23 protein-coding genes and 1 riboswitch are annotated in these 23,277 nt (G+C 37.9%); of the genes, 14 read left to right on the top strand and 9 right to left on the bottom strand.

Annotated elements, in window-relative coordinates:
• Window positions 1-100: 100 nt before the first annotated feature.
• From V6670_RS19610 to V6670_RS19590, 5 genes are all read left to right on the top strand, one after another.
• On the top strand, window positions 101-1,249 hold the full coding sequence (locus V6670_RS19610) for a DEAD/DEAH box helicase (RefSeq protein ID WP_036123358.1): 1,149 nt from the start codon (window positions 101-103) through the stop codon (window positions 1,247-1,249).
• A 1-nt stretch (window position 1,250) separates the two neighbouring features.
• Window positions 1,251-2,480 carry an aminopeptidase gene (locus V6670_RS19605; protein ID WP_141905441.1) on the top strand — a complete coding sequence of 410 codons (1,230 nt, stop codon included), beginning with the start codon at window positions 1,251-1,253 and terminating at the stop codon, window positions 2,478-2,480.
• 31 nt (window positions 2,481-2,511) lie between these two features.
• Window positions 2,512-3,414 carry an SGNH/GDSL hydrolase family protein gene (locus V6670_RS19600; protein WP_338651904.1) on the top strand — a complete coding sequence of 301 codons (903 nt, stop codon included), beginning with the start codon at window positions 2,512-2,514 and terminating at the stop codon, window positions 3,412-3,414.
• 142 nt (window positions 3,415-3,556) lie between these two features.
• Window positions 3,557-4,714 carry an exonuclease SbcCD subunit D gene (locus V6670_RS19595; RefSeq protein WP_141905439.1) on the top strand — a complete coding sequence of 386 codons (1,158 nt, stop codon included), beginning with the start codon at window positions 3,557-3,559 and terminating at the stop codon, window positions 4,712-4,714.
• On the top strand, window positions 4,711-7,791 hold the full coding sequence (locus V6670_RS19590) for an SMC family ATPase (protein WP_338651903.1): 3,081 nt from the start codon (window positions 4,711-4,713) through the stop codon (window positions 7,789-7,791). The genes V6670_RS19595 and V6670_RS19590 overlap by 4 nt, the downstream gene beginning before the upstream one ends.
• Window positions 7,792-7,832: 41 nt before the next feature.
• On the opposite strand, the gene V6670_RS19585 is transcribed toward V6670_RS19590, so the two are convergent.
• Together V6670_RS19585 and V6670_RS19580 are read right to left on the bottom strand one after the other, a co-directional pair.
• Window positions 7,833-7,955, bottom strand: coding sequence for a hypothetical protein (locus V6670_RS19585; RefSeq protein WP_255358792.1), 123 nt, complete (start codon window positions 7,953-7,955; stop codon window positions 7,833-7,835).
• A 55-nt stretch (window positions 7,956-8,010) separates the two neighbouring features.
• Complete coding sequence (locus V6670_RS19580; protein ID WP_036123342.1) at window positions 8,011-8,334, bottom strand: DUF4870 domain-containing protein; 324 nt, start codon at window positions 8,332-8,334, stop codon at window positions 8,011-8,013.
• A gap of 127 nt (window positions 8,335-8,461) precedes the next feature.
• Window positions 8,462-8,569: riboswitch (TPP riboswitch) on the top strand.
• Window positions 8,570-8,705: 136 nt separating this feature from the next.
• Between V6670_RS19580 and thiT the strand changes: the two genes are divergently transcribed.
• Entirely contained in the window at window positions 8,706-9,266 is a 561-nt protein-coding gene (gene thiT, locus V6670_RS19575; protein WP_141905437.1) for an energy-coupled thiamine transporter ThiT, read from the top strand.
• A 161-nt stretch (window positions 9,267-9,427) separates the two neighbouring features.
• Window positions 9,428-10,183: a type I methionyl aminopeptidase gene (map, locus tag V6670_RS19570; RefSeq protein WP_036123336.1), complete on the top strand. Its 756-nt coding sequence runs from the start codon at window positions 9,428-9,430 to the stop codon at window positions 10,181-10,183.
• A gap of 33 nt (window positions 10,184-10,216) precedes the next feature.
• Here the strand turns inward: map and V6670_RS19565 are convergent, their stop codons facing one another.
• On the bottom strand, window positions 10,217-10,930 hold the full coding sequence (locus V6670_RS19565; RefSeq protein ID WP_338651902.1) for a hypothetical protein: 714 nt from the start codon (window positions 10,928-10,930) through the stop codon (window positions 10,217-10,219).
• A gap of 198 nt (window positions 10,931-11,128) precedes the next feature.
• Between V6670_RS19565 and V6670_RS19560 the strand changes: the two genes are divergently transcribed.
• Together V6670_RS19560 and V6670_RS19555 are read left to right on the top strand one after the other, a co-directional pair.
• Window positions 11,129-11,953 (top strand): polyphosphate kinase, encoded by an 825-nt coding sequence (locus V6670_RS19560; protein ID WP_338651901.1) that lies wholly within the window; start codon window positions 11,129-11,131, stop codon window positions 11,951-11,953.
• A gap of 166 nt (window positions 11,954-12,119) precedes the next feature.
• Window positions 12,120-12,707: a GNAT family protein gene (locus V6670_RS19555; protein ID WP_338651900.1), complete on the top strand. Its 588-nt coding sequence runs from the start codon at window positions 12,120-12,122 to the stop codon at window positions 12,705-12,707.
• A gap of 57 nt (window positions 12,708-12,764) precedes the next feature.
• Here V6670_RS19555 and V6670_RS19550 read toward each other — a convergent pair whose 3' ends face one another.
• The 3 genes from V6670_RS19550 to V6670_RS19540 form a co-directional block, all read right to left on the bottom strand.
• A complete protein-coding gene (locus tag V6670_RS19550; RefSeq protein ID WP_141905435.1) occupies window positions 12,765-13,325 on the bottom strand; it encodes a carbonic anhydrase in 561 nt (186 codons plus the stop codon).
• Window positions 13,326-13,504: 179 nt separating this feature from the next.
• The gene (locus tag V6670_RS19545) at window positions 13,505-13,639 is read right to left on the bottom strand and encodes a hypothetical protein (RefSeq protein ID WP_255358791.1); all 135 of its coding nucleotides are present in this window, start codon (window positions 13,637-13,639) and stop codon (window positions 13,505-13,507) included.
• Window positions 13,640-13,779: 140 nt separating this feature from the next.
• Window positions 13,780-15,021 (bottom strand): aminopeptidase, encoded by a 1,242-nt coding sequence (locus V6670_RS19540; protein WP_338651899.1) that lies wholly within the window; start codon window positions 15,019-15,021, stop codon window positions 13,780-13,782.
• Between the two features lie 191 nt (window positions 15,022-15,212).
• Here V6670_RS19540 and motA point away from each other — a divergent pair, with 191 nt between their 5' ends.
• Entirely contained in the window at window positions 15,213-16,016 is an 804-nt protein-coding gene (motA, locus tag V6670_RS19535; protein WP_036123322.1) for a flagellar motor stator protein MotA, read from the top strand.
• On the top strand, window positions 16,000-16,764 hold the full coding sequence (gene motB, locus V6670_RS19530; protein ID WP_036123321.1) for a flagellar motor protein MotB: 765 nt from the start codon (window positions 16,000-16,002) through the stop codon (window positions 16,762-16,764). The genes motA and motB overlap by 17 nt, the downstream gene beginning before the upstream one ends.
• Before the next feature lie 54 nt (window positions 16,765-16,818).
• On the opposite strand, the gene V6670_RS19525 is transcribed toward motB, so the two are convergent.
• Window positions 16,819-17,040: a DUF1128 domain-containing protein gene (locus V6670_RS19525; protein WP_036123318.1), complete on the bottom strand. Its 222-nt coding sequence runs from the start codon at window positions 17,038-17,040 to the stop codon at window positions 16,819-16,821.
• 178 nt (window positions 17,041-17,218) lie between these two features.
• On the opposite strand from V6670_RS19525, the gene V6670_RS19520 reads away from it, so the two are divergent.
• Together V6670_RS19520 and V6670_RS19515 are read left to right on the top strand one after the other, a co-directional pair.
• Window positions 17,219-17,545 carry a hypothetical protein gene (locus V6670_RS19520; protein ID WP_058843701.1) on the top strand — a complete coding sequence of 109 codons (327 nt, stop codon included), beginning with the start codon at window positions 17,219-17,221 and terminating at the stop codon, window positions 17,543-17,545.
• A gap of 22 nt (window positions 17,546-17,567) precedes the next feature.
• Window positions 17,568-18,485 (top strand): YihY/virulence factor BrkB family protein, encoded by a 918-nt coding sequence (locus V6670_RS19515; RefSeq protein WP_338651898.1) that lies wholly within the window; start codon window positions 17,568-17,570, stop codon window positions 18,483-18,485.
• A gap of 62 nt (window positions 18,486-18,547) precedes the next feature.
• Here V6670_RS19515 and V6670_RS19510 read toward each other — a convergent pair whose 3' ends face one another.
• Both V6670_RS19510 and V6670_RS19505 read right to left on the bottom strand, forming a co-directional pair.
• A complete protein-coding gene (locus V6670_RS19510; protein WP_338651897.1) occupies window positions 18,548-20,452 on the bottom strand; it encodes a heavy metal translocating P-type ATPase in 1,905 nt (634 codons plus the stop codon).
• Between the two features lie 286 nt (window positions 20,453-20,738).
• Complete coding sequence (locus tag V6670_RS19505; protein ID WP_338651896.1) at window positions 20,739-22,277, bottom strand: fumarate hydratase; 1,539 nt, start codon at window positions 22,275-22,277, stop codon at window positions 20,739-20,741.
• A 189-nt stretch (window positions 22,278-22,466) separates the two neighbouring features.
• Here V6670_RS19505 and V6670_RS19500 point away from each other — a divergent pair, with 189 nt between their 5' ends.
• On the top strand, window positions 22,467-23,267 hold the full coding sequence (locus tag V6670_RS19500) for a YwqG family protein (protein ID WP_338651895.1): 801 nt from the start codon (window positions 22,467-22,469) through the stop codon (window positions 23,265-23,267).
• The last annotated feature ends 10 nt before the right edge of the window (window positions 23,268-23,277 follow it).

Raw genomic sequence — 23,277 nt, 5'->3', positions numbered from 1 at the left:
TGGTTTCCTGAAACGATTGGACAATAGCTTCGTACATATAAAGTAGGAAACGGCGGAGTGTGTTAAACTAGTGTCAAGTAGATAGAAGGTGGGAAATAACATGTCAGTCATTAATTTATTAAAAGAAGAAATACAAGCAAAATGGAATTTTGAAACACCCATGAAAATTCAAGATGAAATGATACCAGCTATGCTTGAAGGCAAAGATATTGTAGCGGAATCGCCAACAGGATCAGGTAAAACATTAGCGTATGTTTTACCATTATTGAATAAAGTGAATGGGGCAAAAAAGCAAACACAAGGACTGATTGTAGCTCCTTCACAAGAGCTTGCGATGCAGATTGTAGAAGTTATCCGTGAATGGACGGCAGGCACAGATATTACAGTTCAACAACTGATTGGTGGTGCCAATTCTGCTCGTCAAATTGAAAAGTTAAAGAAAAAACCAACGATTGTCGTTGGCACACCTGGTCGTTTAAATGAATTAGCACGTGCAGGGAAATTAAAACTAAAAGAAATTGAAACGGTTATTTTAGATGAGTGCGATCAATTACTGAGTCGTGAATACCGTGTTGTCGTCAAATCCTTTATCGAAGGCTCTGCTTTTGGCCGACAAGTCGTTGTTGTTTCGGCTACGATAACGGAGGAAATTGAATTAGTAGCAAGCCGTATGATGTTTGAACCTTTACGTTTTAAAATTAAACCTGAGGATATGTTAAAGGTCGGTAAAGTAGTACATTCTTTTGTGAAAGTAGAAGAACGTGATAAAACAGATTTCCTACGTCGACTCTCACATACAGAAGGCTTGAGAGCACTGGCTTTTGTCAATAATATCGATCAATTATTAATGAAGGAAACAAAATTGCAATACCGCTCAGCGCCAATTGTCACTCTCCATTCTGACATGAAAAAAGAAGAACGAAAAAAAGCGTTAGATGCATTCCGTAAAGGAGATGCGCGTATTTTAATTGCCACAGATATTGCAGCTCGTGGTTTAGATATTGCCGGTTTAACACATGTTATTCATGTTGATGTACCACGAACAATTGAGCAGTATTTACATCGTTCAGGTCGTACAGGTCGTGCGGGCGCAGATGGTGAAGTATTAACGTTATTATCTTATCATGATGAAAAAACGTATAAAAAGTGGACAAGGGAAGTACCAGGCAAGCCTGTGCAAAAAATATGGCATGATGGCAAGCTGATGGAAGGTAATTCTAAAACAATTGGACAAAAGCGAGGGAATTAATATGACGTTTGAAGAAAAATTACAGGCATATGCAGAGCTTGCGGTAAAAGTGGGTGTCAACATCCAACCAGGTCAGTACCTATTAGTCAATACATCGGTAGATGCTTTGGATTTTGTTCGTTTAGTTGTTAAAGAGGCTTATAAGGCTGGCGCAGGACGTGTACATGTGAATTTTTCAGATGACGAAATGGATCGTGCCTATTTTGAACATGCTTCTGACGAGGAGTTTAGTCGCTTCCCTGAATGGGTCGTGAAAATGCGTGATGAGCTTATTGAACGTAAAGGCGCTCTACTATGGATTGATGCAGCAGATCCAGATAATTTGACAGGCATACCAGCAGACAGATTAGCAACCCACCAAAAAGTATCTGGTGCAGCATTGAAAAATTATCGTAATGCCGTCATGAAGGATTTAATTGCTTGGTCCATTGTTGCGGTCCCTTCACCTAAATGGGCAGCAAAGGTATTCCCTCATTTAACAGAAGAGCAGCAAGTACCTGCCTTATGGGAGGCGATCTTTAAAACAGTGCATATTGGGGAAGGCAATGCAGTGGACAATTGGCGTCAGCATATAGCCAATTTAGAATCGCGTGCACAGCTTCTAAATAATAAAAAGTATGCAAAGCTTCACTATACGGCACCGGGTACAGATTTAACAATTGCTCTAGCACCGCAACATAAATGGGTTACGGGTGGCAGTAAAACGCCAGAGGATAATGTCTTTGTTGCCAATATGCCAACTGAAGAAGTGTATACTCTTCCAATGAAGCAAGGTGTAAACGGTTATGTCAGTAATTCAAAGCCATTAGTTTATCAAGGCAATATTATTGATGGCTTTAAATTAACATTTGAAGAGGGCAAAATTATTAAGGCAGAGGCTGAAGTTGGTCATGATTTATTACAAGAACTAATTCAAGTGGATGAAGGCTCAAGCTATTTAGGTGAAGTAGCACTTGTCCCTCACGAATCACCTATTTCAGCGTCAGAGATTTTATACTTCAATACATTGTTCGATGAAAATGCTTCAAACCATTTAGCTATTGGTGAAGCATATCCGACTTGCTTAGAAGGTGGTAGAGACTTAGAAAATGGTCAGCTTGAAGCATTAGGAGCAAATATTTCTGTGACACACGAAGATTTTATGATTGGCAGCGGAGAAATGGACATTGATGGTATTTTACCAGATGGTACGGTAGAGCCTATTTTCCGCAAGGGTAGCTGGGCTTTTTAATCTTTAGTCAGAAAGAAAAGGAGGAGAGCAGATGAGACGATTATGGAGCTTAATCGGTGTGACGATATTATCCATGACATATTGGACTTCATCTGCTTTTGCTCAAACGGAAAGCTACGTGGCGATTGGAGATTCATTAGCTGCAGGTCAAACACCTTATCAAGAAATTGATGTAGGGTATAGTGATTTAATTGCCATGAAATTAAGTTCGATTGGACAATTATCGTTTTATACAAAAGAGCTTGCTTTTCCAGGCTTTACAACAGCGAATGTGTTAGACCGAATTCAATCGGAGGAAGCGCAACATTTATTAGCAAACGCCACACTGATTACAGTGTCAGCAGGTGCCAATGATTTATTGCGTCTTGTTCAGATGAACCCAAGTGCTGGAACTTTAGCTTTTTCACAGTTGCAGACAGATTACGCTTTAAACTTGGCGAGAAAAAATATGACAACGATTTTAGATGAGTTAGTAGAACGTGCACCGAAAGCAAAGGTATATGTCATGGGCTATTATTTTGCCTATCCAACTGTCCATCCGTCGCAAAAAGAAGGAACCAATGCACAGCTAGTTAAATTAAATGCGATTTTACAGCAACAGGCAGAGCATGCAGGAGCAGTTTATGTAGATGTCTATGATGCCTTTGGATTGAATGGAACAAGCTATTTACCAAATAGTGCTGACGTCCACCCGAATGCTGAAGGCTATCGTCAAATGGCTAACTCATTTTTACAGGCTTATAGTGGTAGTGATGCTTTACAGATTTCTTCATCAGAATTACCTAAGGCAAATCCTTTGTCATTTGAGGAAATTGTCAAGCAACAATCATCAGCGAAGCCCCAGAAAGAGAAAGTGACACAACAACAGCCTGCTCGTGTTGCTTACGTTATTCAGGGATTCCCAGGTTATCAAGCTTTTATCAAAAACATCTAAATAATCGTTAGCAAAGGCATCTTACCCAATAAGATGCTTTTTTTCTATGAAAGCCAATATTGGATAGAACTACTAAACTGCTAGAGAGCACTAGAGAGGGAATAGTCATGCTAAAATATAAAGAAGACTAGGAGGTACAACAATGAAAATATTTCATACAGCAGATTGGCACTTAGGAAAACTTGTTCAAGGTGTCTATATGACAGAAGATCAACAGTATATTCTCGAACAATTTATACAAGCGATAGATGAGGAAAAACCAGATGTAATTGTCATAGCAGGTGATCTATATGACCGTTCGATGCCTCCTATAGAGGCAGTCAATTTACTAAATGATGTAGTAGCAAAAATTGTATTAGAGAAGAAGATTCCTGTTTTAGCGGTGGCGGGAAATCATGATAGTGCAGGTCGACTGAATTTCGGTAGTCGTTTAATGAGTGATAGCGGTTTATATATCAAGGGTCAATTTACAAAAAATCATGCACCTATTGTTTTGAATGATCAGCATGGCGAAGTGCATTTCCATCTTGTACCGTATGCAGAGCCGGCTTCTATTCGCAGCATCTTTGAAGAAGAGGGAATCCGCTCTCATCAAGATGCCATGCAAAAAATAGTTGAGTATATCACGCAAGACATGGACTCAAGCAAACGTCATGTTTTTGTTGGACATGCTTTTGTAACGAAGTATGGTGAGGAAGAAGCGAATACAAGTGATTCAGAGCGACCGCTTTCCATAGGGGGCTCAGATTGTGTGAGTGCAGCTTTATTTAAACCCTTTCATTATACAGCACTTGGGCATCTACATAAGGCACATTTTGTCTTAAATGAAACCATTCGCTATGCAGGCTCTCCATTAAAATATTCGTTATCTGAGCATTTACATGAAAAGGGCTTTTTAATCATTGATTTAGATGAGCATGGTAATAGCACAGTAACCAAAAGAAAGCTTGTGCCAAGAAGAGATTTACGAGTAGTAGAAGGTCAATTAGAGGATTTATTAAAGCTCACACCAAGTGAAGATTATGTATTTGTCAGATTGACGGATACAACTTCGGTGTCTTCGCCGATGGAACGCATTCGCAGTGTGTTTCCGCACGCTATGCATGTGGAACGTAAGGTATTACGACAAGAGGTGTCGCGTGAGCTACAAGTTGTAGAAACGGAAAAACTAGAGGATATTGATTTATTCCGTTCTTTCTTTACCGATATTATCGGCATTCAGCCAGATGAAGATACGGAACGCCTTTTCACAGAGATGTTACAGGAATTATTAGATGAGGAGCGAGAAACAGTAAAATGAAGCCATTAAAGTTAACGATTACTGCATTTGGTCCCTATAAAGACACTGAAATAATTGATTTTCAAGAACTAGGGGAACATCGATTGTTTGCTATTTCTGGTAAAACCGGTGCAGGAAAAACAACAATTTTTGATGCCATTTGTTATGCCCTTTACGGATCAGGCAGTGGTGAGGATCGTCAGGATACGGCTTTACTGCGAAGTGGCTTTGCTCATGATGATATTTATACAGCTGTAGAGCTCATGTTTGAAATGCATGGAAGGGTCTATCAAATAATACGACAGCCCGGTCATATTAAAGAAAAAAATAAAACGATTACTGGGAAGAAAATAGAGTTAGCTGAAGTAAAAGAGGGAAAGCTCGATTATAGCATTGTAGAGAAGCAGCAAACGCTTGAAGTCGATAAAAAATTGCAGGAAATAATAGGTCTCACAAAAGATCAATTTAGCCAAATTGTGATGCTACCTCAAGGTGAATTTCGCAAGCTATTAACCTCAGATTCTACAAACAAAGAAGTTATTTTGCGGAAAATCTTTAAAACAGACCGCTTTGGTGTCATGACGAAAAAGCTTGATGCTAAACGAAAAGAGGCAGAGAGTGATCTACAACGTGCCAAACAATTAAAAGAACATTTACTTGGTCAAATTGACGGTGTCTTACCACAACGTTCATCATCGTTATTCACATTGATTGCTGACAAAACGGAAAATTTACATCAACTAAAGCAGGCACTTGATGAGGAGTTTATTTACTATACAAAATGTATTGAGGACGAACAGCTACAATATGAAGAAGCTTATAGCCTTCATCAAAAAGAACAAGAATATTATCGATTAGCTAAAACACTGAATGAGCAATTTGATGAGCAAGCGAATCGACAGCAGCGACTACAAATGCTGTTACAAGAGCAAGACGTATACAGAGCGAAGGAGCAGGAGATTGTTTTAGCAGAACAAGCAGAGCGACTTGTGCTACTTGAACAACAATGCATTGATTTACGTGCTGAACTTAATGTAAAGGAACAAGCTTTTCAGCAAGCACAAGTTAATCATCAGCAAACAGAAGAGCAACTGCAGCGAGCCCAAGAAAAATATAGGGTAGAAGAGGCGAAAGAGCCTGAGCGTCAACAAATTTTGCAGCAGGAATTGCAATTATTAGCGTCATTGCCTAAATTCGAGGCCTATGAAAACAACGTGCAGCAGCTGCAAATAGCTGAGCAATATGTTGAAACAGCAAAAATGGCGGTGGCTGATAACCTGGCGTTATTGGAAAAAGAACAAGAGCAATTGCAGCAATTTTCTCAAACGATGGAAGGCTATGAAAAACAGGTTGAGCCATATGAAAGCTACTTAGAACAGTTACCGAAACTACGCGAACAGGTAGCTTTAGTCAAACAAGCTGAGAAATATAAAAGTGCCGTAGAGTTAGCACAGCAGGACGTAGCTACCTCAGATATTCACTATCAAGAAAGTAAAAAGGCCCTTCTATTATTGCAGCAACGGTGGCTGACAAGTCAGGCTAGTATTTTAGCGGAACAGCTAAAGGAAGGGGAGCCCTGCCCTGTTTGTGGCAGTATGACTCACGAGAAAACACATAAAGAGCAACTGGAAGTTATTGAACTTGCTCAAGTGGAAACATTAAGAGTGAAGGCTTCTTCAGACGAGCGTATGTATCTAGAGAAGGCAGCACTTTTGTCATCTACGCAACAGCTTCTTCAAGATACATATCAGCAGCTAGAAGCACAGCATATTAAACAAGAAGACCGAGCACAGCTCATCGCTACTTTACACAAGACGGAGCAAGAGATTGCGAGCTTAAAAGTTGTCCATCATCAACTAGCAGATATGCGATTTAAGCTAAAGCATCAACGTGATAGAATAGAGCAGCTTAGAAATAAACAGATGGAATTAGAGCAATATTTAGCTGAGCAGATGAAAGAATGGACAAGATTACAAGCGGTTGTAGAAGAACAGCTCAAGCAGATGCCAGCCAATTTACCAACATTACAGCAATTAAAGCAACAACTTACGGATGTTAGTAAACAGAAAATGGACTTGCAAAAAACATGGCAAGAGAGTCAAGAAAATTTGCATGTCGTAAAAGAAGCGACAAGTAATGCAAAACTAACTGTAGAAATCGCCAAACAATCTTTTGAGGAATTACAACTCAAAATGAATGAAAAGCGGCAGCAATTTTCAGCAAGCATGCAGGAAATCGGCTTTGACAGCTATGAGGAATACGCAGCTGCCAAACGGAGTGCGATCCAATTAGAAGCACTTCGCAAAGTATGCAGTGACTATGCTTTACAGGTACATACCCTGAAAATCCAAATAACTGAAGGGGCTATGTATCTTCAAGGGAAAGAGAAGCAAGATTTAGTGGTGATGGAAGCAAAAGTAGAACAACTTCGTACGGCGTATGAGGAAGCATTTAAACGTTTGCAACAGATGAATGGTTTTGCACAAGCCTGCCAAGGCTTTATAAAAAAAGTGGAAGAAACAGCGAGAGAGCTTCAGTTACTTGAACAAGAAGCTGGTCGAGTAAAGGAACTCTATGGATTATTAAACGGACAAAATTCGAAAAAGCTGTCCTTTGAGCGATACATTCAAATTAATTACTTAGACCAAATTACCGATGCCGCTAATATTCGTCTTTATCACTTATCAAATGGTCAATTTGAGCTTAGACGTTCTGATAGACTAGAAAAACATGCGAAGCAAAGTGGGCTTGGGCTTGATGTATATGATGCCTATACGGATCAATTACGTGATGTGAAAACATTATCCGGTGGCGAAAAATTTAATGCTTCCTTAAGTCTTGCTTTAGGAATGGCAGATGTCATTCAAAGCTTCCAAGGGAATATTCATATTGAAACCATGTTTATTGATGAGGGCTTTGGCTCGCTTGATGAGGAATCTTTGAATAAAGCAATTGATACATTAATTGCTTTACAGGATTCTGGTCGTATGATTGGCGTGATTTCTCATGTGCCTGAATTAAAATCAGCGATGCCATCGGTCTTACATGTAGAAAAAACATTGAATGGACATAGTCAAACACATTTTGAAGTGAAATAAATAAAAGGCGTATTTCCAAAACAAGGGAATACGCCTGCTGTTTATTTTTTTCGAGGGGTGGCTGTAGGTGTTGTCCCTTTTTTTGCAGCCATTACTTTTTTTACGATAGGAATAACAATAGGTGCTAATTTTACGGCGGTTTTCACAACATTTGATACTTTCATTCAAAAACAGCTCCTTTTACAATTACTACTACCTGTTTCGCTTAAAAATGAAACATTAACGAATAACACGAACAGCTTGAATAATATTCCATATTACAATTCCTAGTGAGACGATGGCATAAATGGCAAACGAAACGAACCAAATAATCAACATCGTATTATTGCCGGACGTTGGATCCAAATTAAATGTAGAAAAAACAAAGACAATAAAGAACAGGATGCCGAAAACAAAAGGAATTAAATGAGAGATAAGTGCACGAATTGAATGTCTTTTTACGTCACTATCTTTCGTAATAATGTACACAATTAATGGGACGATAAAAGGGGCGAAGAAAATACTTAAATAACTAAAGGCAGATAAAATTTTTTGGTTCTCCATAGTTGTACCTCCTTTTTTAATATTTACGCATGAAAAACAGCAAAGTTTCAAAAAAATAATATATGGAAGAGGTTGTAATCCTTCTATCCTTTGCGTACAATGAGAATGTTCAAATAAATTCAGATGTAACGACCACAAGGGGAGCTGATGATGTCAGCTGAGACTGGGCACGTAATGCCTTGACTCTTTGAACCTGTAAGTTAACGCTTGCGTAGGGATGTGGATAGAAACCGACACTAGTACGATGTGAGGCTCTGTCCTGGCATCGTTTTTTCATTCTTGAGGGAATAAAAAGGTGTCAGAAAGAGACATATCAGCGCATTTCTATTCCTGCTCTTGTATCCTACATCGGAACAAAGGAGAGAATATATATGGATAAAAAAAGACTATTAATGCTTGTGGAGATTGCGATATTTGCAGCAATCGGTCTTGTGCTTGATCAGGTTTCCTTTAAAGTATGGGCACAAGGTGGCTCTGTTAGTCTAGTCATGGTACCTATTATGTTAATAGCATTTCGCTGGGGCTTAGTAGCTGGGCTAACAACTGGATTACTCGTAGGTGTAATGCAAACCATGTTTGGTGCTACGATTGTGCACTGGCTACAAGGATTCCTTGATTATGGTGTTGCTTTCACAGTTGTAGGATTAGCGGCGGTTGTGCGTGGACCCGTGTTGGCGGCTGCCAAAAATGCCAACAAAACAAAAATGGCACTTTACATTATATTAGGTACGGTGCTTGCGGGCTTCTTACGATATGCAGCCCACACGATGGCTGGCGCTGTATTTTTTGCAGAATATGCTGGCGATCAAAATGCATGGATCTATTCCATCATCTATAATGGTACATATATGCTACCAGCAACTATTTTAACGGCAATTGTAGGCGTTCTTTTATTCACAGCTGCTCCACAATTAATGCAAAGAAAAGCATAAAACATGCCCCTCACATTTGTGAAGGGGCCTTTTTGTCGCAAATAACTCTTTTCGCACTTCGCAAAGTAAGGAAGCATACAATATTTAAAGCGTTTATCGTTATACGCATAACAAGTTATGTTATATTAAAGTATAGATATTAGATGAAAGGGACGTTATACATGATTGTAAAAACGCAAGAAGAGATTGAAGCTTTTAAAAAAATAGGACGCATTTGTGCTGAAATTCGTGAAGCGATGAAAGCTGCCACAAAACCAGGTGTTACAACATTGGAGCTAGATGAAATTGCTGGCCGTATGTTTGCAGAGGCTGGTGCGATATCTGGTCCAAAGGGAGAATATGATTTCCCAGGGTATACATGTATTAGTGTCAATGAAGAAGTGGCGCATGGTATCCCCGGAAAACGTGTTATTCAAGAAGGGGATATTGTAAATATCGATGTTTCTGGTTCATTAAATGGCTACTTTGCTGACACTGGTATTTCATTTGTGGTTGGTGATGGCTATGAGGACAAAGAAAAGCTATGTCGCGTTGCCAAAAGCGCCTTTGATCGAGCAATGACAAAGGTAAAGGCTGGGTCTAAATTAAATCAAATTGGTAAGGCGGTTGAACGTGAGGCGAATGCTAATGGCTTAACAGTTATTATGAATTTAACTGGTCATGGCTTAGGTCAATCTTTACATGATGAGCCGAATCACATTTTAAATTACTATGATGCATGGGATTCTACAATTATGAAAGAAGGTATGGTGCTTGCGGTTGAGCCGTTTATCTCAGCGAAGGCAGAGCATATTGTAGAAGCTGGTGATGGTTGGACATTCATTACACCTGATAAATCACTTGTAGCTCAAATTGAACATTCAGTCATTGTAACAAAAGATAAACCGATTATCCTAACATCATTAGACGAAGAATAGAATGCAATGAAATGAAAAATCCTGCTTACCAATTTATTTTTGGTAGGCAGGATTTTTTTTAATAAATAAAATACCAACAAAGAGAACACCACATAAAAAGAAGGCGGCTGTAGTGACAAGTAGCTCATCAAAACCATTATGTAAGGCGATTCCTATATAAGCCCAAATAAAAACACTAGGAAACAAAATATCAAAGTGATGGAAACGGATATGTAGCGCAAGTGCTCCACCTAATGTCAGTAAAATTACTGCCCAAAGAGGCGTACTAAGACCAAAGCCGTTCCAACCATAAGCCGTTAACGTAAAACTGATATTCGTAATAAAAATAAATGTCATCCATGCAAAATAAATGGAGAAAGGAATACGACCCGACATTGCTTTGTCATGAAGAGGGTACGTATTATACAACATAAATAAATACAAGACTAAGAGTAATGTAATGCCAAGTGAAACAATAAATAACTCATGATGCCATACGTATATCATCAATGCTTGCAATATATTTATGCAGCTAAAAAGCGCAGACTGTTTCATAGTTGTCTTTTTGGTATTCATAACTAACCAATAACCGAGTAAAAAATAAATAAGAATCCAAATTACATGACTTACACTAACTGGTGCAAATACTACAGAAAAGCGATTAGCGATTTCTAGCATAGATTGACCGTTGATATTCACGAAAAAGGATGAAAAGGTTAGGATGAGTGAGACAAGATAAGAAATTGTCATCAAGATAAACCGAGGCATGTTTTCCTCTCCCTTCGTGTTAGATTTTATAGGGAAAAGACAAATAAGTATAGTGCTGTCACTATTTTTATTATAACGGAAATTTCCAACAATGTATCGTGTTGTTTTGCTCGTAATATCTACAATTTACCATCTCAATAGGCATCCATATATTTCTTTAGTACAATAAGAATATCCAACCAAAAGGAGTGAAGTTTCATGGCACAAAATTTGAAAAACCTAGACCTATCCATTGAACTAGATAAAAAGATGTATAAAAAGAAATTAAAAGTACTCCAATATGAAATGTTAAATGCACAACAGTTTTTATTAAAAAACAAATTAGGTTTAATCTTAGTATTTGAAGGAATGGATGCTGCTGGTAAAGGTGGCGCGATCAAACGATTGATTGAACGTGTAGATCCACGCGGTTATGTGGTACACCCTATCTCAGCTCCACAGCCACATGAATTACGCTATAACTATTTACAAAGATTCTGGAGAAAATTACCGCAGCATGGACAAATCGCTATTTTCGACCGCTCATGGTATGGACGTGTACTAGTAGAGCGTATCGAAGGCTTTGCAACAAAGGATGAATGGTCTCGTGCGTATGAAGAAATTAATAATTTCGAGAAAATTTTAACTGCGGGAGATTACATAATTATTAAGTTTTGGCTTCATGTTTCAGATGAAGAGCAATTAAAACGCTTTAAAGAACGTGAAGAAAACCCTTATAAATCTTGGAAGCTAACAGAAGAGGATTGGCGAAATCGAGAAAAATCACCACAATATATTGAAGCGGCGAATGCAATGTTTGACAAGACAGATAAAAAGGATGCTCCATGGATTTTAGTTGCTGGAGACGATAAAAAACATGCGCGTGTTCAGGTGCTTCAAGAAACAATTGCACATATTGAACGTGAGGCTCAAAAACGTGGTCTTCATTTAACAAATGTATTAGCTAATGGTCAGCTAGAGGATGCTGATTCCTCCAGTTTAGAAATAATAAATGAGAAAAAGCAAGAACAAAAAACAAAATAATAAAATGGTGCTGCTGTAACAATAAGACATGAGCTGTTTTAGTTGTAGCAGCATCTTTTTTTACATACAATGAAATAAAACTAGGGTTTACAATCATTAGATTGTAGCCAATGTGAACAGAGAATGAGAAATGTACTGATATTTATTGGAAGGCTAGTGTGGAGAAATGGTGCTTAAAATTTGGAATTTATTAAAAAAAAAGGGTGGGAATGTGGTAACGATAAAGGGGGAAAAATGCTACATCCGCACATTCCAAGAAAAAGATGCACGAAGTTTATCGGGTCTCGTAAGCCGCAATAAATACTTTTGGTCTGTATACGAGCCACTACAAAAACCTGAATATTATACAGTTGATGCTCAATATAAAAAAATCCAAGAGAGTCTCTATTTAATGGAGTCAAAACGAGAATTTACTTTTGGTATTTTTGAGCATGGGACAAATAATCTAATAGGGCATATTGCACTTTATGCTGTAAAACGCTTACCGTACTCAAGTGCATTTGTTGGCTATGCGATGGATGAAATCTATGTGGGCAAGGGAATCGTCACAGAGGCTGTAAATATGGTGGTGAGATTCGCATTCGATCAAATTGGTTTACACCGTGTAGAGGCGTATGTCTCTACACAAAATAACCCCTCTATGCGCGTATTAGAGAAGGCTGGATTTCAACAAGAGGGTCTGCTAAGGAGGCTATTGTATATCAATGGCCGATGGGTAGATCATTATATGTATGCGCGTTTAGAGGATGAATAGAAAAACAAGTGCCTATCCTTCACGAGAGTGAGATGGGCACTTGTTTTTTATTAGCTATTATTTGCTACCGTCTTCAATTAAATCAAGATGACCTGTATTCGGATCAATGATTAAACCATGAACAGGAACGTCTTTCACCATTAATGGGTGATTACGAATCGTATCGACACTTTTCTTAACACTTGTTGCTACGTCACCGAAACCACGTAAAAATTCTTTTAAATCAAAACCAGAATATTCCAACATTTTGATTGTTTCTGGATCAATACCTCTTGTCACCATTTCACTAAGCATAGCATCAGGGTCAACTGCACTCATTCCGCAGTCATAATGTCCAACGACATACACTTCATCAGCTTGTAGGCCATAGACAGCCACTAATAAACTACGCATAACTGCACCGAAAGGATGGCTCACTAATGCGCCAGCACTTTTCACTATTTTTACATCGCCATTCCGCAAATTCATAGCTTTTGGTAAAAGCTCTACAAGACGAGTATCCATACAAGATAAAACAACAATACGTTTATCAGGATATTTTGTAGTGATGAATGGTTCGTATTTCTTTTCATGTACAAACTCTTTATTAAACTCTAAAATATCTTGTAACATTGTCATGAATATTGCTCCCTTCCTTACAAAAAATATTTTAGAGCAAAACGTTCAATATGCAAACAATAAAGACTTTTTTCAGATAATTTTTACAATAAAGAAGCAGTTTCCTACGCTTTAATAGATGAAAATAACTTGTAAGTGATAAAAAAACAGCTACCATTGCAGTAGCTGTTTTTTATACATTAATATTCTTCGTTTGGCTTTGGATCTACAGTTACTGAAGACTTGCTATCTAAACCAACTTGTAGGTAGTGGATGAAGAATCCCGTTGAAATTAATAAAACTGCTGAAAAGCCAAGAACAGTTGTAATGAACATTATTAGAGCTCCTCTCTACTTAAATGATCTACTAAACTTCCCTAAAACAATTATACAATAGGTTACTAGGAAAATCTAAGGATAATTTATGACAACCTTAACATACTTAGCCTAGAATACTATTAGTAGGAATGGATTATTTAGATTGCCCAATTTCCATCGCGGAATATTGGGTCTATTTGATCATCATGAGTAATTCCATCTATATTCATCTTGTCCGATCCAATCATAAAGTCTACATGTGTCAAGCTTTGGTTAAGACCATGTGCACTTAATTCCTCAGAAGTCATTTCTTTACCACCCTCAATGCAAAATGCGTAGGCACTGCCAATGGCTAAATGATTCGAGGCATTTTCATCGAATAATGTATTGTAAAATAATAAATTAGATTGTGAAATAGGTGATTGATGTGGAACTAATGCTATTTCACCAAGATAATGAGCACCTTCATCTGTTTCAATAAGGGAAGCTAAAATTTCTTGTCCCTGCTCTGCCTTCACGTCAATGATACGACCATCCTTAAATGTTAAAGTGAAATGATCGATAATATTGCCTCCGTAGCTTAATGGCTTAGTACTGGAAACATACCCATTAACACCTGTTTTTAAAGGGGCTGTAAAAATTTCTTCTGTAGGCATATTGGCCATAAATGCTTGGCCCTGTGTATTAATACTACTGCCACCTGTCCACACATGATGTGTAGGTAACTCAATAGTTAGGTCAGTGCCTGGAGCAGTATAGTGGAGCGACTTATATTGCTTCGCATTTAAATAATCAGCTTTGCTATGTAATTCCTGATCGTGAGTATGCCAAGCTTCTATAGAATGTTCAACGTCAATACGTGTCGCTGCAAAGATGGCTTCCCATAATGCATCCATTTGTTGTTCCTCTTGTAAGTGAGGGAATACCTTTGCTGCCCAGGCTTTAGATGGAGCAGCGATAACTGACCAACTAAATTTATCAGACTGTAGCGATTGATAATAGTTTGCTAATGCTTTACCAGATGCTTTTTGGAAGGCCATGATTCTGTCACGCTCTATACCTTTTAGTAAATCTGGATTTTGTGAGCTAATGCTTAAGAAAGCGGCTCCGTGTTCAACCAACCATTCACGCTCTTGTACTTTCCATGGCGGGAAGAAATCAAATGAGTCTTTTGGTGCTCCCTCATAACGAGCACGTACAAGCTCGTCATCCGATAAATCGACAAATACCTGTTTTGCACCATTTTTATAAGCTATTTTGGTAATTATTTGCGCCAATTTTAGGTTATCAGTCGAACAGCTTATATAAAGATACTGATCTTTTTGGATATTTACTCCTACTTTCACAGCTAATTCGGCATATTTTAGTAATTTTGTGTTAAATGATAATAACAAATTCATATCCCCTTTCGATATAAGACAGTTTAGTGTAATATTCTTAATTCAATATAATCAAAAATGGTCGAAATGTGAATAAAAAGCATTAATTACATCGAAAAATAAGTGAAATACATTTATACTAGGAATATATATATTTAAAATATGGAAAAACAGACGAAAATAACAGTAATAGTAGATTTGGAGGTTCTAGGATGGATAAATCGTCGATTATAGGGTTAATACTTGCCTTAGTAGCACTATTAACGGGGATGGTGATGAAGGGTGTAAGCTTAAGTGCATTTTATAACCCTGCAGCCATTCTAATTATCATTTTTGGTACTATTTCAGCAGTAACAATTGCCTTTCCAATGCAAGAGTTAAAGCGCGTACCGAAGCTATTTAAAATTCTTTTTAAAGAAACGAAATTAGCGAATGATATAGAAATTATTAAAATGTTTTCACAATGGGCTGACTTAGCTCGTCGTGAAGGACTATTAGCACTTGAAAGCAAGGCTTCTGAAATTGAAGATCCATTTTTAAAAAATGGTCTTACATTAGCAATTGATGGTCAAAATGCTGACTACATCCGTGATGTACTAACGGAAGAAGTGGAAGCAATGGAAGAGCGTCATGCTAGTGGGTCTGCTATTTTTACGCAAGCAGGTACATATGCACCAACTTTAGGGGTTCTTGGTGCAGTAGTAGGGTTAATCGCCGCATTGGCTGATATGAACGATATCGAAAAGCTTGGACATGCTATTTCGGCTGCTTTCATGGCTACATTACTCGGTATCTTTACAGGTTATGTTTTATGGCACCCATTTGCGAACAAGTTAAAGCGTAAGTCTGCTTTAGAAGTAAAACAAAAGAGAATGATGATTGAGGGTATCCTTTCAGTATTAGAAGGGGAGGCTCCACGTGTAATTGAACAGAAACTATCATCATACTTAACGATGGAAGAACGTCGTCAAATTTCTGGTGAAAGCGGGGCGGGTGGCCTTGGCAAAGAAAGCTAAGAAAAAAAAGCATGATGAACATATTGATGAATCTTGGTTAGTTCCATACGCAGATATTTTAACTTTGCTCTTAGCTGTGTTTATTATTTTATTTGCCTCAAGTTCAGTTGATCAAGAAAAGTTAGAGAGAATGTCGGCGGTATTTAGTCAAGTATTTGACGGGGGAACAAGCTTTCTAGAGCAGCCTGCACCAGTACCAAGCCCGAATGCAGATAGCGACCAAACGCCACAGCAAAATTCGGCCTATTTAAAGGATCAACAAGAGCTAGCAGCTATTAAAGATAGTGTGGACAACTTTATTGCAGTTAATGAGATGGAAGGTCAATTTGCAACTGAAATGACAGATGAGGGATTGCTTGTAACTATCCGTGATAGTATTTTATTTGATCCTGGTAAAGCAACGATTAAACCAGAATATATTCCAATTGCAAAAGAGCTTGCGGATGTATTAGTGTCTAATCCACCTCGTAATATTGTTATTACAGGTCATACAGATAATGTGCCAGCTGGCCCTAACTTCTCATCAAACTTGGAGTTATCATTAATGCGTGCGTCTAATTTTTACATGGTATTATTAGATAGTAATTCACAATTAAAGTCTGAGAACTTTAGTGCGAAAGGCTATGGTGAAAACCGAGCGATTGCTCCAAACGATACAGCAGAAGGTCGTGCACAGAACCGACGTGTAGAAGTGCTTATTCAGCCATTGGTTACCGAAGATGGTTCAGAAGCAAAAAATACACAATAATAAAAAGCTATTAGCGGCTGACCAATCGTCACATGCTAATAGCTTTTATTTACTTTACTTACGTAAAGACCCCAATTCAGCAACAATCGCTTGCATTTCACTTGGGCTAAATGTTTCTCTTTTCATCACCATCTCATATAAATACACTAAATCTTCATAATTAGCTTCATCGAAATGTTCTGATTTCATTGCATCAACATTCACCATGCGTAGCTTGTCCTTCATTTGATCCACCATATACACTACGTTTTCCTTAGACGGAACTGATAAATCCATTTTTTACCCTACCTTTCATAATCCTCGCACATATCATTTCATTGAATAAAAAAAATGTCAACTCCGTATTTGAGCATTGCTTTAAAAATAGACTGTTATTGGGTAGAATAAGTGCAGGAAGCTGTTTATTTATGAAATAATAGGGAATATGCAAATACACAAGCAGGGGGTTATAAATATGGGTCAGAGTAAATTATTAGCTTCAATCGTAGCAGGAGCAGCAGTTGGTGCTGCATTAAGTATGCTCGATCGTACAACGCGTGAAACAACAATTGCTACAACTAAAAAAATGAAGGAAGCCATCACATATTATGCATCAAATCGTGAAGAACTACAGGTGCTAGTGGAGGAAAAAGTGCTGGCAGCAAAAGTGCTTTGTGAAAGCGTGTCTGATAATGTTAACACGATTGCTGAGAAGGTTGATGAATTTAAAGAATTACCTTCCACAATACAAGGAATGATTGAGGACACGAAATCAGCCTTTACTTTACCTGAAAAGGAGTAAAGGAAGCTTTAGGAGGAATTATATGGAAGGGAAAAAAGCAACAATGCAAAATGCTTTTGGGTTCGTAAAGTCGTTTGTCTCTCCTGAGGAGGAATCGATTGACGTGATGACATCCAAAGGCTTTGTTCAAGATTTAATAAGTCGGCTAAAGCGAGTTGAAATATCTGCGCTTGCTGCACAATTGGCTTATTTCTTTTTACTATCGTTCTTCCCCTTACTTATTTTCTTAGTGACGCTATTACCGTATCTAAATTTAGAAACGACACAGGTCTATTCATTTTTAGTGAATATCTTACCAGATGAAGTGTATAAGCTGATTGAAAATACGCTGAATGAGATTTTAACAAATCGAAATAGTAGTTTATTGTCCATCGGGGTTCTCGGTACAATTTGGTCTGCATCGAAAGGTATTAATGCGCTTATTCGAGCTTTAAATAAAGCCTATGATACAGAGGGGAGAGCTGGCATATTAGATAGAGGGTTGTCACTGGTTTTTACAATCGCTCTTGTAATTGTGATGGCTATCGCTCTCTTACTACCAGTTTTTGGTCAGCAAATAGGACATTTCCTATTTTCAATCGTTGGAATTGAGGAGCAATTTGAATCTATTTGGCACAAATTAAGATGGTCAATACCACCTTTACTTATTTTTATCGTTTTAATGGGAATCTACTGGGTCGTTCCAAATACAAGCCCGCGTTTGAAAATAATGGGTGTATGGCCAGGGGCGATGTTTGCGACACTTGCCTGGTTAGCAGTCACATATGGTTTCTCTTTCTATATTAATAATTTTGCAAATTATTCTGCTACATATGGTAGTATCGGTGGTGTCATTATTTTAATGCTCTGGTTATACTTTACAGGAATTATTATCATCTTTGGTGGGGTATTAAATGCTACCATGCAAAAAAGGGCACTACAAAAAGAACTTCATGAGTAAGGAAATAACAATAAAACAAAATGAGCCTCGCTTTTCTTTATGAGAAAGGCGAGGCTTTGTCATTAGATATTTTTATTGAGCATGCGTAAACCGTTTAAAATAACTAGAATTGTACTACCCTCATGTCCGATTACACCTAAAGGAAGGTCGACTACTTGTAAAAAGTTAGAGGCGATTAATAAAACAATAACGCCGATAGAGAAGAAGATATTTTGTTTTACAATACGCTGCATTTTACGAGATAAGCGAACAGCATAAGCAATTTTGGATAAATCATTTTTCATCAACACAACATCGGCTGTTTCTAATGCAACGTCTGTTCCTTCACCCATCGCAATGCCAGTAGTTGCCGTAGCTAATGCAGGCGCATCGTTAATACCATCGCCGACCATTCCAACAAATTGATGTTGTGTAAGTAGGCGTTTCATTTCAGTAACTTTTGTTTCAGGCAGACATTCTGCTACATATTCAGTAACGCCAGCTTCCTTTGCGATGACTTTAGCTGTTTTTTCATTGTCACCTGTGAGCATTACCACTTGAATGCCGAGATCTTTTAATAGAGCTACAGCCTTTTTAGCTTCGCTGCGTACAGTATCTTTTAGAGCTGTTAAGGCAACAATACCATGCTGATCCCGAATAAAAATAACTGTTTTCCCTTCCGCAGCAAGTTTTGTAGCAGCACTATTTGCAAAATCATTGGCAAGCTGAGTACCAACAAACTCAGGTTTCCCCACTTGATACTCCTCATGATGGATCGTCCCTTTTATACCCCAACCAGGAATATCCTCGATTGTTGCCTGTGGTAATGTGTTAATTCCTTCTGCTTTAGCGTATGTAGTAATGGCTTGAGCTAGTGGGTGATTGGATTGCGATTCAATCCCTGCAAGCTTTGCTAAAGCGATATTACGATCTACGCCATCTCGGACAATAAAATCTGTAACAACTGGTTTACCCTGTGTTAAAGTACCTGTTTTATCGACAGCTAAAGCACGTAAAACACTGAGATGCTCTAAATGTAAGCCACCTTTAAAAAGTACACCATTTTTTGCACCATTTGAGATGGCTGCTAGTGTTGCAGGCATAATCGATGCTACGAGTGCACAAGGGGATGCAACCACCAATAACACCATTGCTCGGTAAAACGTCGTTGTCCAATCCCATCCGAGTAAAAAGTGGGGAAGGAACATCATTAAGGCAACACCTAATAACACAAATTTTACATAAGTCCCCTCAAATTTTTCGATGAATTGTTGTGAGGGAGATTTTTCACTTTGCGCATTTTGGACAAGTTGTATAATTTTTTGGAAAAGTGTTTCTGAATTTGCTTTGGTCATTTCCATCGTAATAGCACCATTTAAATTTACTGTGCCTGCAAATACTTCGTCACCTTCGATTTTTGAGACAGGCAGTGGCTCTCCACTAATAGCTGATTCATCAATAGAAGACTGTCCTTTGAAAATAATACCATCTGCTGGAATGCGTTCACCTGGTTTTATCAATAAATGATCGCCGATATTTAACGTGGACACGGACACTTTCATAGGTTCAAATCCGCCACGCACTAACCAAGCTTCTTCTGGCTGTAAATTCATAAGTGCTGATATTTCACGATGACTTTTATTCATTGCATATGTTTCAAGTGCACCACTTACTGCGAAAATGAAAATAAGAATAGCTCCCTCTGTCCAATAGCCGATTGCTGCAGAACCAATGGCGGCTAATACCATCAATAGCTCTACATTTAGTTTTCGATCTTCAATCGTTTCTTCAATGCCCTCTTTTGCTTTTGCGAATCCACCTACAAAAAATGCAATTAAATATAGTAGAACTGAAGCAGTTGTTTGTCCGCTCGTATCTAAGCGCCATGCAAGTAAGATGAAAATGCCCGCCATCAATGCAGCGATCAATTCAGCATGTTCTTTTGTTTTCTCAATTAAATTTATATTTTCTCGATTAGAGTATTCCATCTATATCCCTCCTGATAATGAAAATCAATATCAAAACCTTTATAAATTAATATTTATTAAAGTTTTTTAATTGAAAATGGATTTCAATTACCATCTCTTTTATTTAGAATTATTATAACAAAGGAATTTGTAAAAATAAAGTAGGAAGTTTGAAGGATATTTACTTTGACCATGGGGTGATGATGATAGGGGATTTTAAATAAAAAAAGCACAGTCTATTCACTAGGAATATTCTGTGCCTTACAAAATGGTGCAATCAAATGGATGACTACTACCGTTTATTTAATTAGAAAACTCTTTCTGCATGCAAAGCAAGCTTATCTAATGATGATTTATCGACATCTGCATGTAGAGAGTTACCATGTGAATCCATTGTTACAACTGCTGTAAAGTTTTCTACATTTAAGTGCCACATAGCTTCTGGAATACCAAAGTCCATTAAATCGACACCATCAACACCTTTAATGCAGTCTGCATAGTATTGGGCTGCTCCACCGATTGCATTTAAGTAAACACCACCATGTTCATTTAGAGCTTTTAATGTTTTTGGTCCCATTCCACCTTTACCAATCACAGCACGGATACCGAATTTTTTCATGATATCACCTTGGTAAGGCTCCTCACGAATAGAAGTAGTTGGACCAGCTGCTTTTACTGTCCAGTTACCTTCCTCATCTTTTGCCATTACAGGTCCGCAGTGATAAATAACTTGTCCATTTAAGTCCACTGGTGCATCGTGGCTCATTAAATGGTGATGGATAGCGTCACGGCCAGTATACATACGACCAGTAATAGAAACGACATCTCCCACTTTTAGTGAGCGAATTTGTTCTTCCGTAATTGGTGCAGTAAGCTCTACTAGATTTGTAGTTGTATCTTCTGTTGTAGCAGCTACTTCATCTTCTTTGAACGTGATTTTTTCACCTTCTTGGTAGTGCCAATTCATAATTTCGCCTGTTTGTGGATCGATGTCCACAGCCATACGACGGTAAGCCCAGCAGTTATAAGCTACAGATACATAGAAGGAAGCAGGGATACGGTGCATCACTCCAATTTTACAGCCTAGTAATGTTGCTTCACCACCGAAGCCCATTGTACCAATACCGAATGTATTAGCTGTTTTGACAACATACTCTTCTAATTTAGCAAGATCTGAATTTGGGTTTGTATCTTCAACATGACGGAATAATTGCTCTTTTGCTAAATCGTAGCCAGAAGAACGATCTCCACCAATGCCTACACCGATGAAACCAGCTGAACAGCCCTGACCTTGTGCTTGGTACACAGAGTGTAAAATACATTTACGAATACCGTCTAAGTCACGACCTGCACGACCAAGACCTTCTAATTCGCATGGTAAGCTGTACTGAATGTTTTTATTTTCACAGCCGCCGCCTTTTAGAATTAATTTAATTGTAATGTAATCTTTTTCCCATTGTTCGAACTTCATAACTGGTAAACCATCACCAAGGTTATTCCCACTGTTTGCACCAGTTAAAGAATCTACCGCGTTTGGACGTAATTTAGCATCTGCTGTTGTATCATTGATTGCTTTTTTGATTGCAGCTTTAATTTCTAATTGGTTTACGCCAACAGGTGTATAGATTTTGAAAGTTGGTAGCCCTGTATCCTGACAAATTGGTGACACATTATCTTCTGCCATAATAATATTATTTGCAATTGTGTCTAAACTCATTGCTGCACGTGTACCAGCATTCTCAGCTTCTTTTGCTTTTTTAATAGCACGACGTACATCCTTAGGTAAATTCGTAGATGTTTCAGTAATTAAATCATAAAGACTTTTCTCCAAAGTTTGTAGATTCATTGGTATTGCCCCCCATAGAAAAATTGATTATTTCCACGTTACATTATACTCTTTTCAACTAATGAAAAAAAGAGTCCTTATCTGAGAGCCCTAAATTAAAGCTTGTTTTCATAGTATTTTGAGAAGGGGTTGATTTAATAGAACATTTGTTCTAAAATAGAAGTGAATCCACATTTAGGAGGAATTTGAATGGCTGCTAAAACTTTACTTGAATTACCGGAAGAATTTGAAAAATATAGACCATTAATAGAAGAAACAATGAAGCCTGTTGTATTGGTTGATACGAAGGTAAGCAAAACATCTTTATTTCAAAGTAAGTTTGCAGGGAATCCCTACTTTCCACTGTCGATGGAATATCCAACAAATAACAATGGACAACCTTTGAAGCTATTAGCTCAAATTAATTTTACAGAAGTACCAAAGCATCTAGCGAATTTTCCAGAAGAGGGAATATTACAGTTTTATATTGATGGTTATGACGATGTGTTAGGAATGGATTTTGATAATGGACAAAATCAAGAAGGATTTCGTATTATCTTCCATGAATCGATCGTGCATGATGAAACAAAGCTCGTTCAAGATTTTTCATTTGTCAAAATAGTGGATGAGGAGATGTATTTTCCTGTGGAGCGTGAAATGGCACTATCCTTTAAAGCAGGCTTTGAACCATTGTCCATTGATGATTTTAGAAGTAATGACATGTACGCTAGTATCTTAACATCAATAGAGGATGATGATACATTAGAAGATGCCTTCTATGATGCTTTGACTGGTGATGGACATAAAATAGGTGGGTATCCGTACTTTACACAGGAAGATCCACGAGCATACGGTGATTATACGGACTCTACAATCATGTTATTACAGATTGATAGTGTAGGTGATGATATCCTTTGGGGCGATTGTGGTGTCGGCAACTTCTTCATTACAGCAGAAGAGCTAAACAATAAAGATTTTAGCAAGGTGCTTTATAATTGGGACTGCCACTAAAAAACAAGCG

The organism is Lysinibacillus sp. Y5S-8 (assembly GCF_036894365.1).
GTDB lineage: Bacteria > Bacillota > Bacilli > Bacillales_A > Planococcaceae > Lysinibacillus > Lysinibacillus fusiformis_D.
The sequence above is the reverse complement of the archived record's forward strand: the minus strand, read 5'-3'. Positions and strand labels throughout refer to the sequence as shown.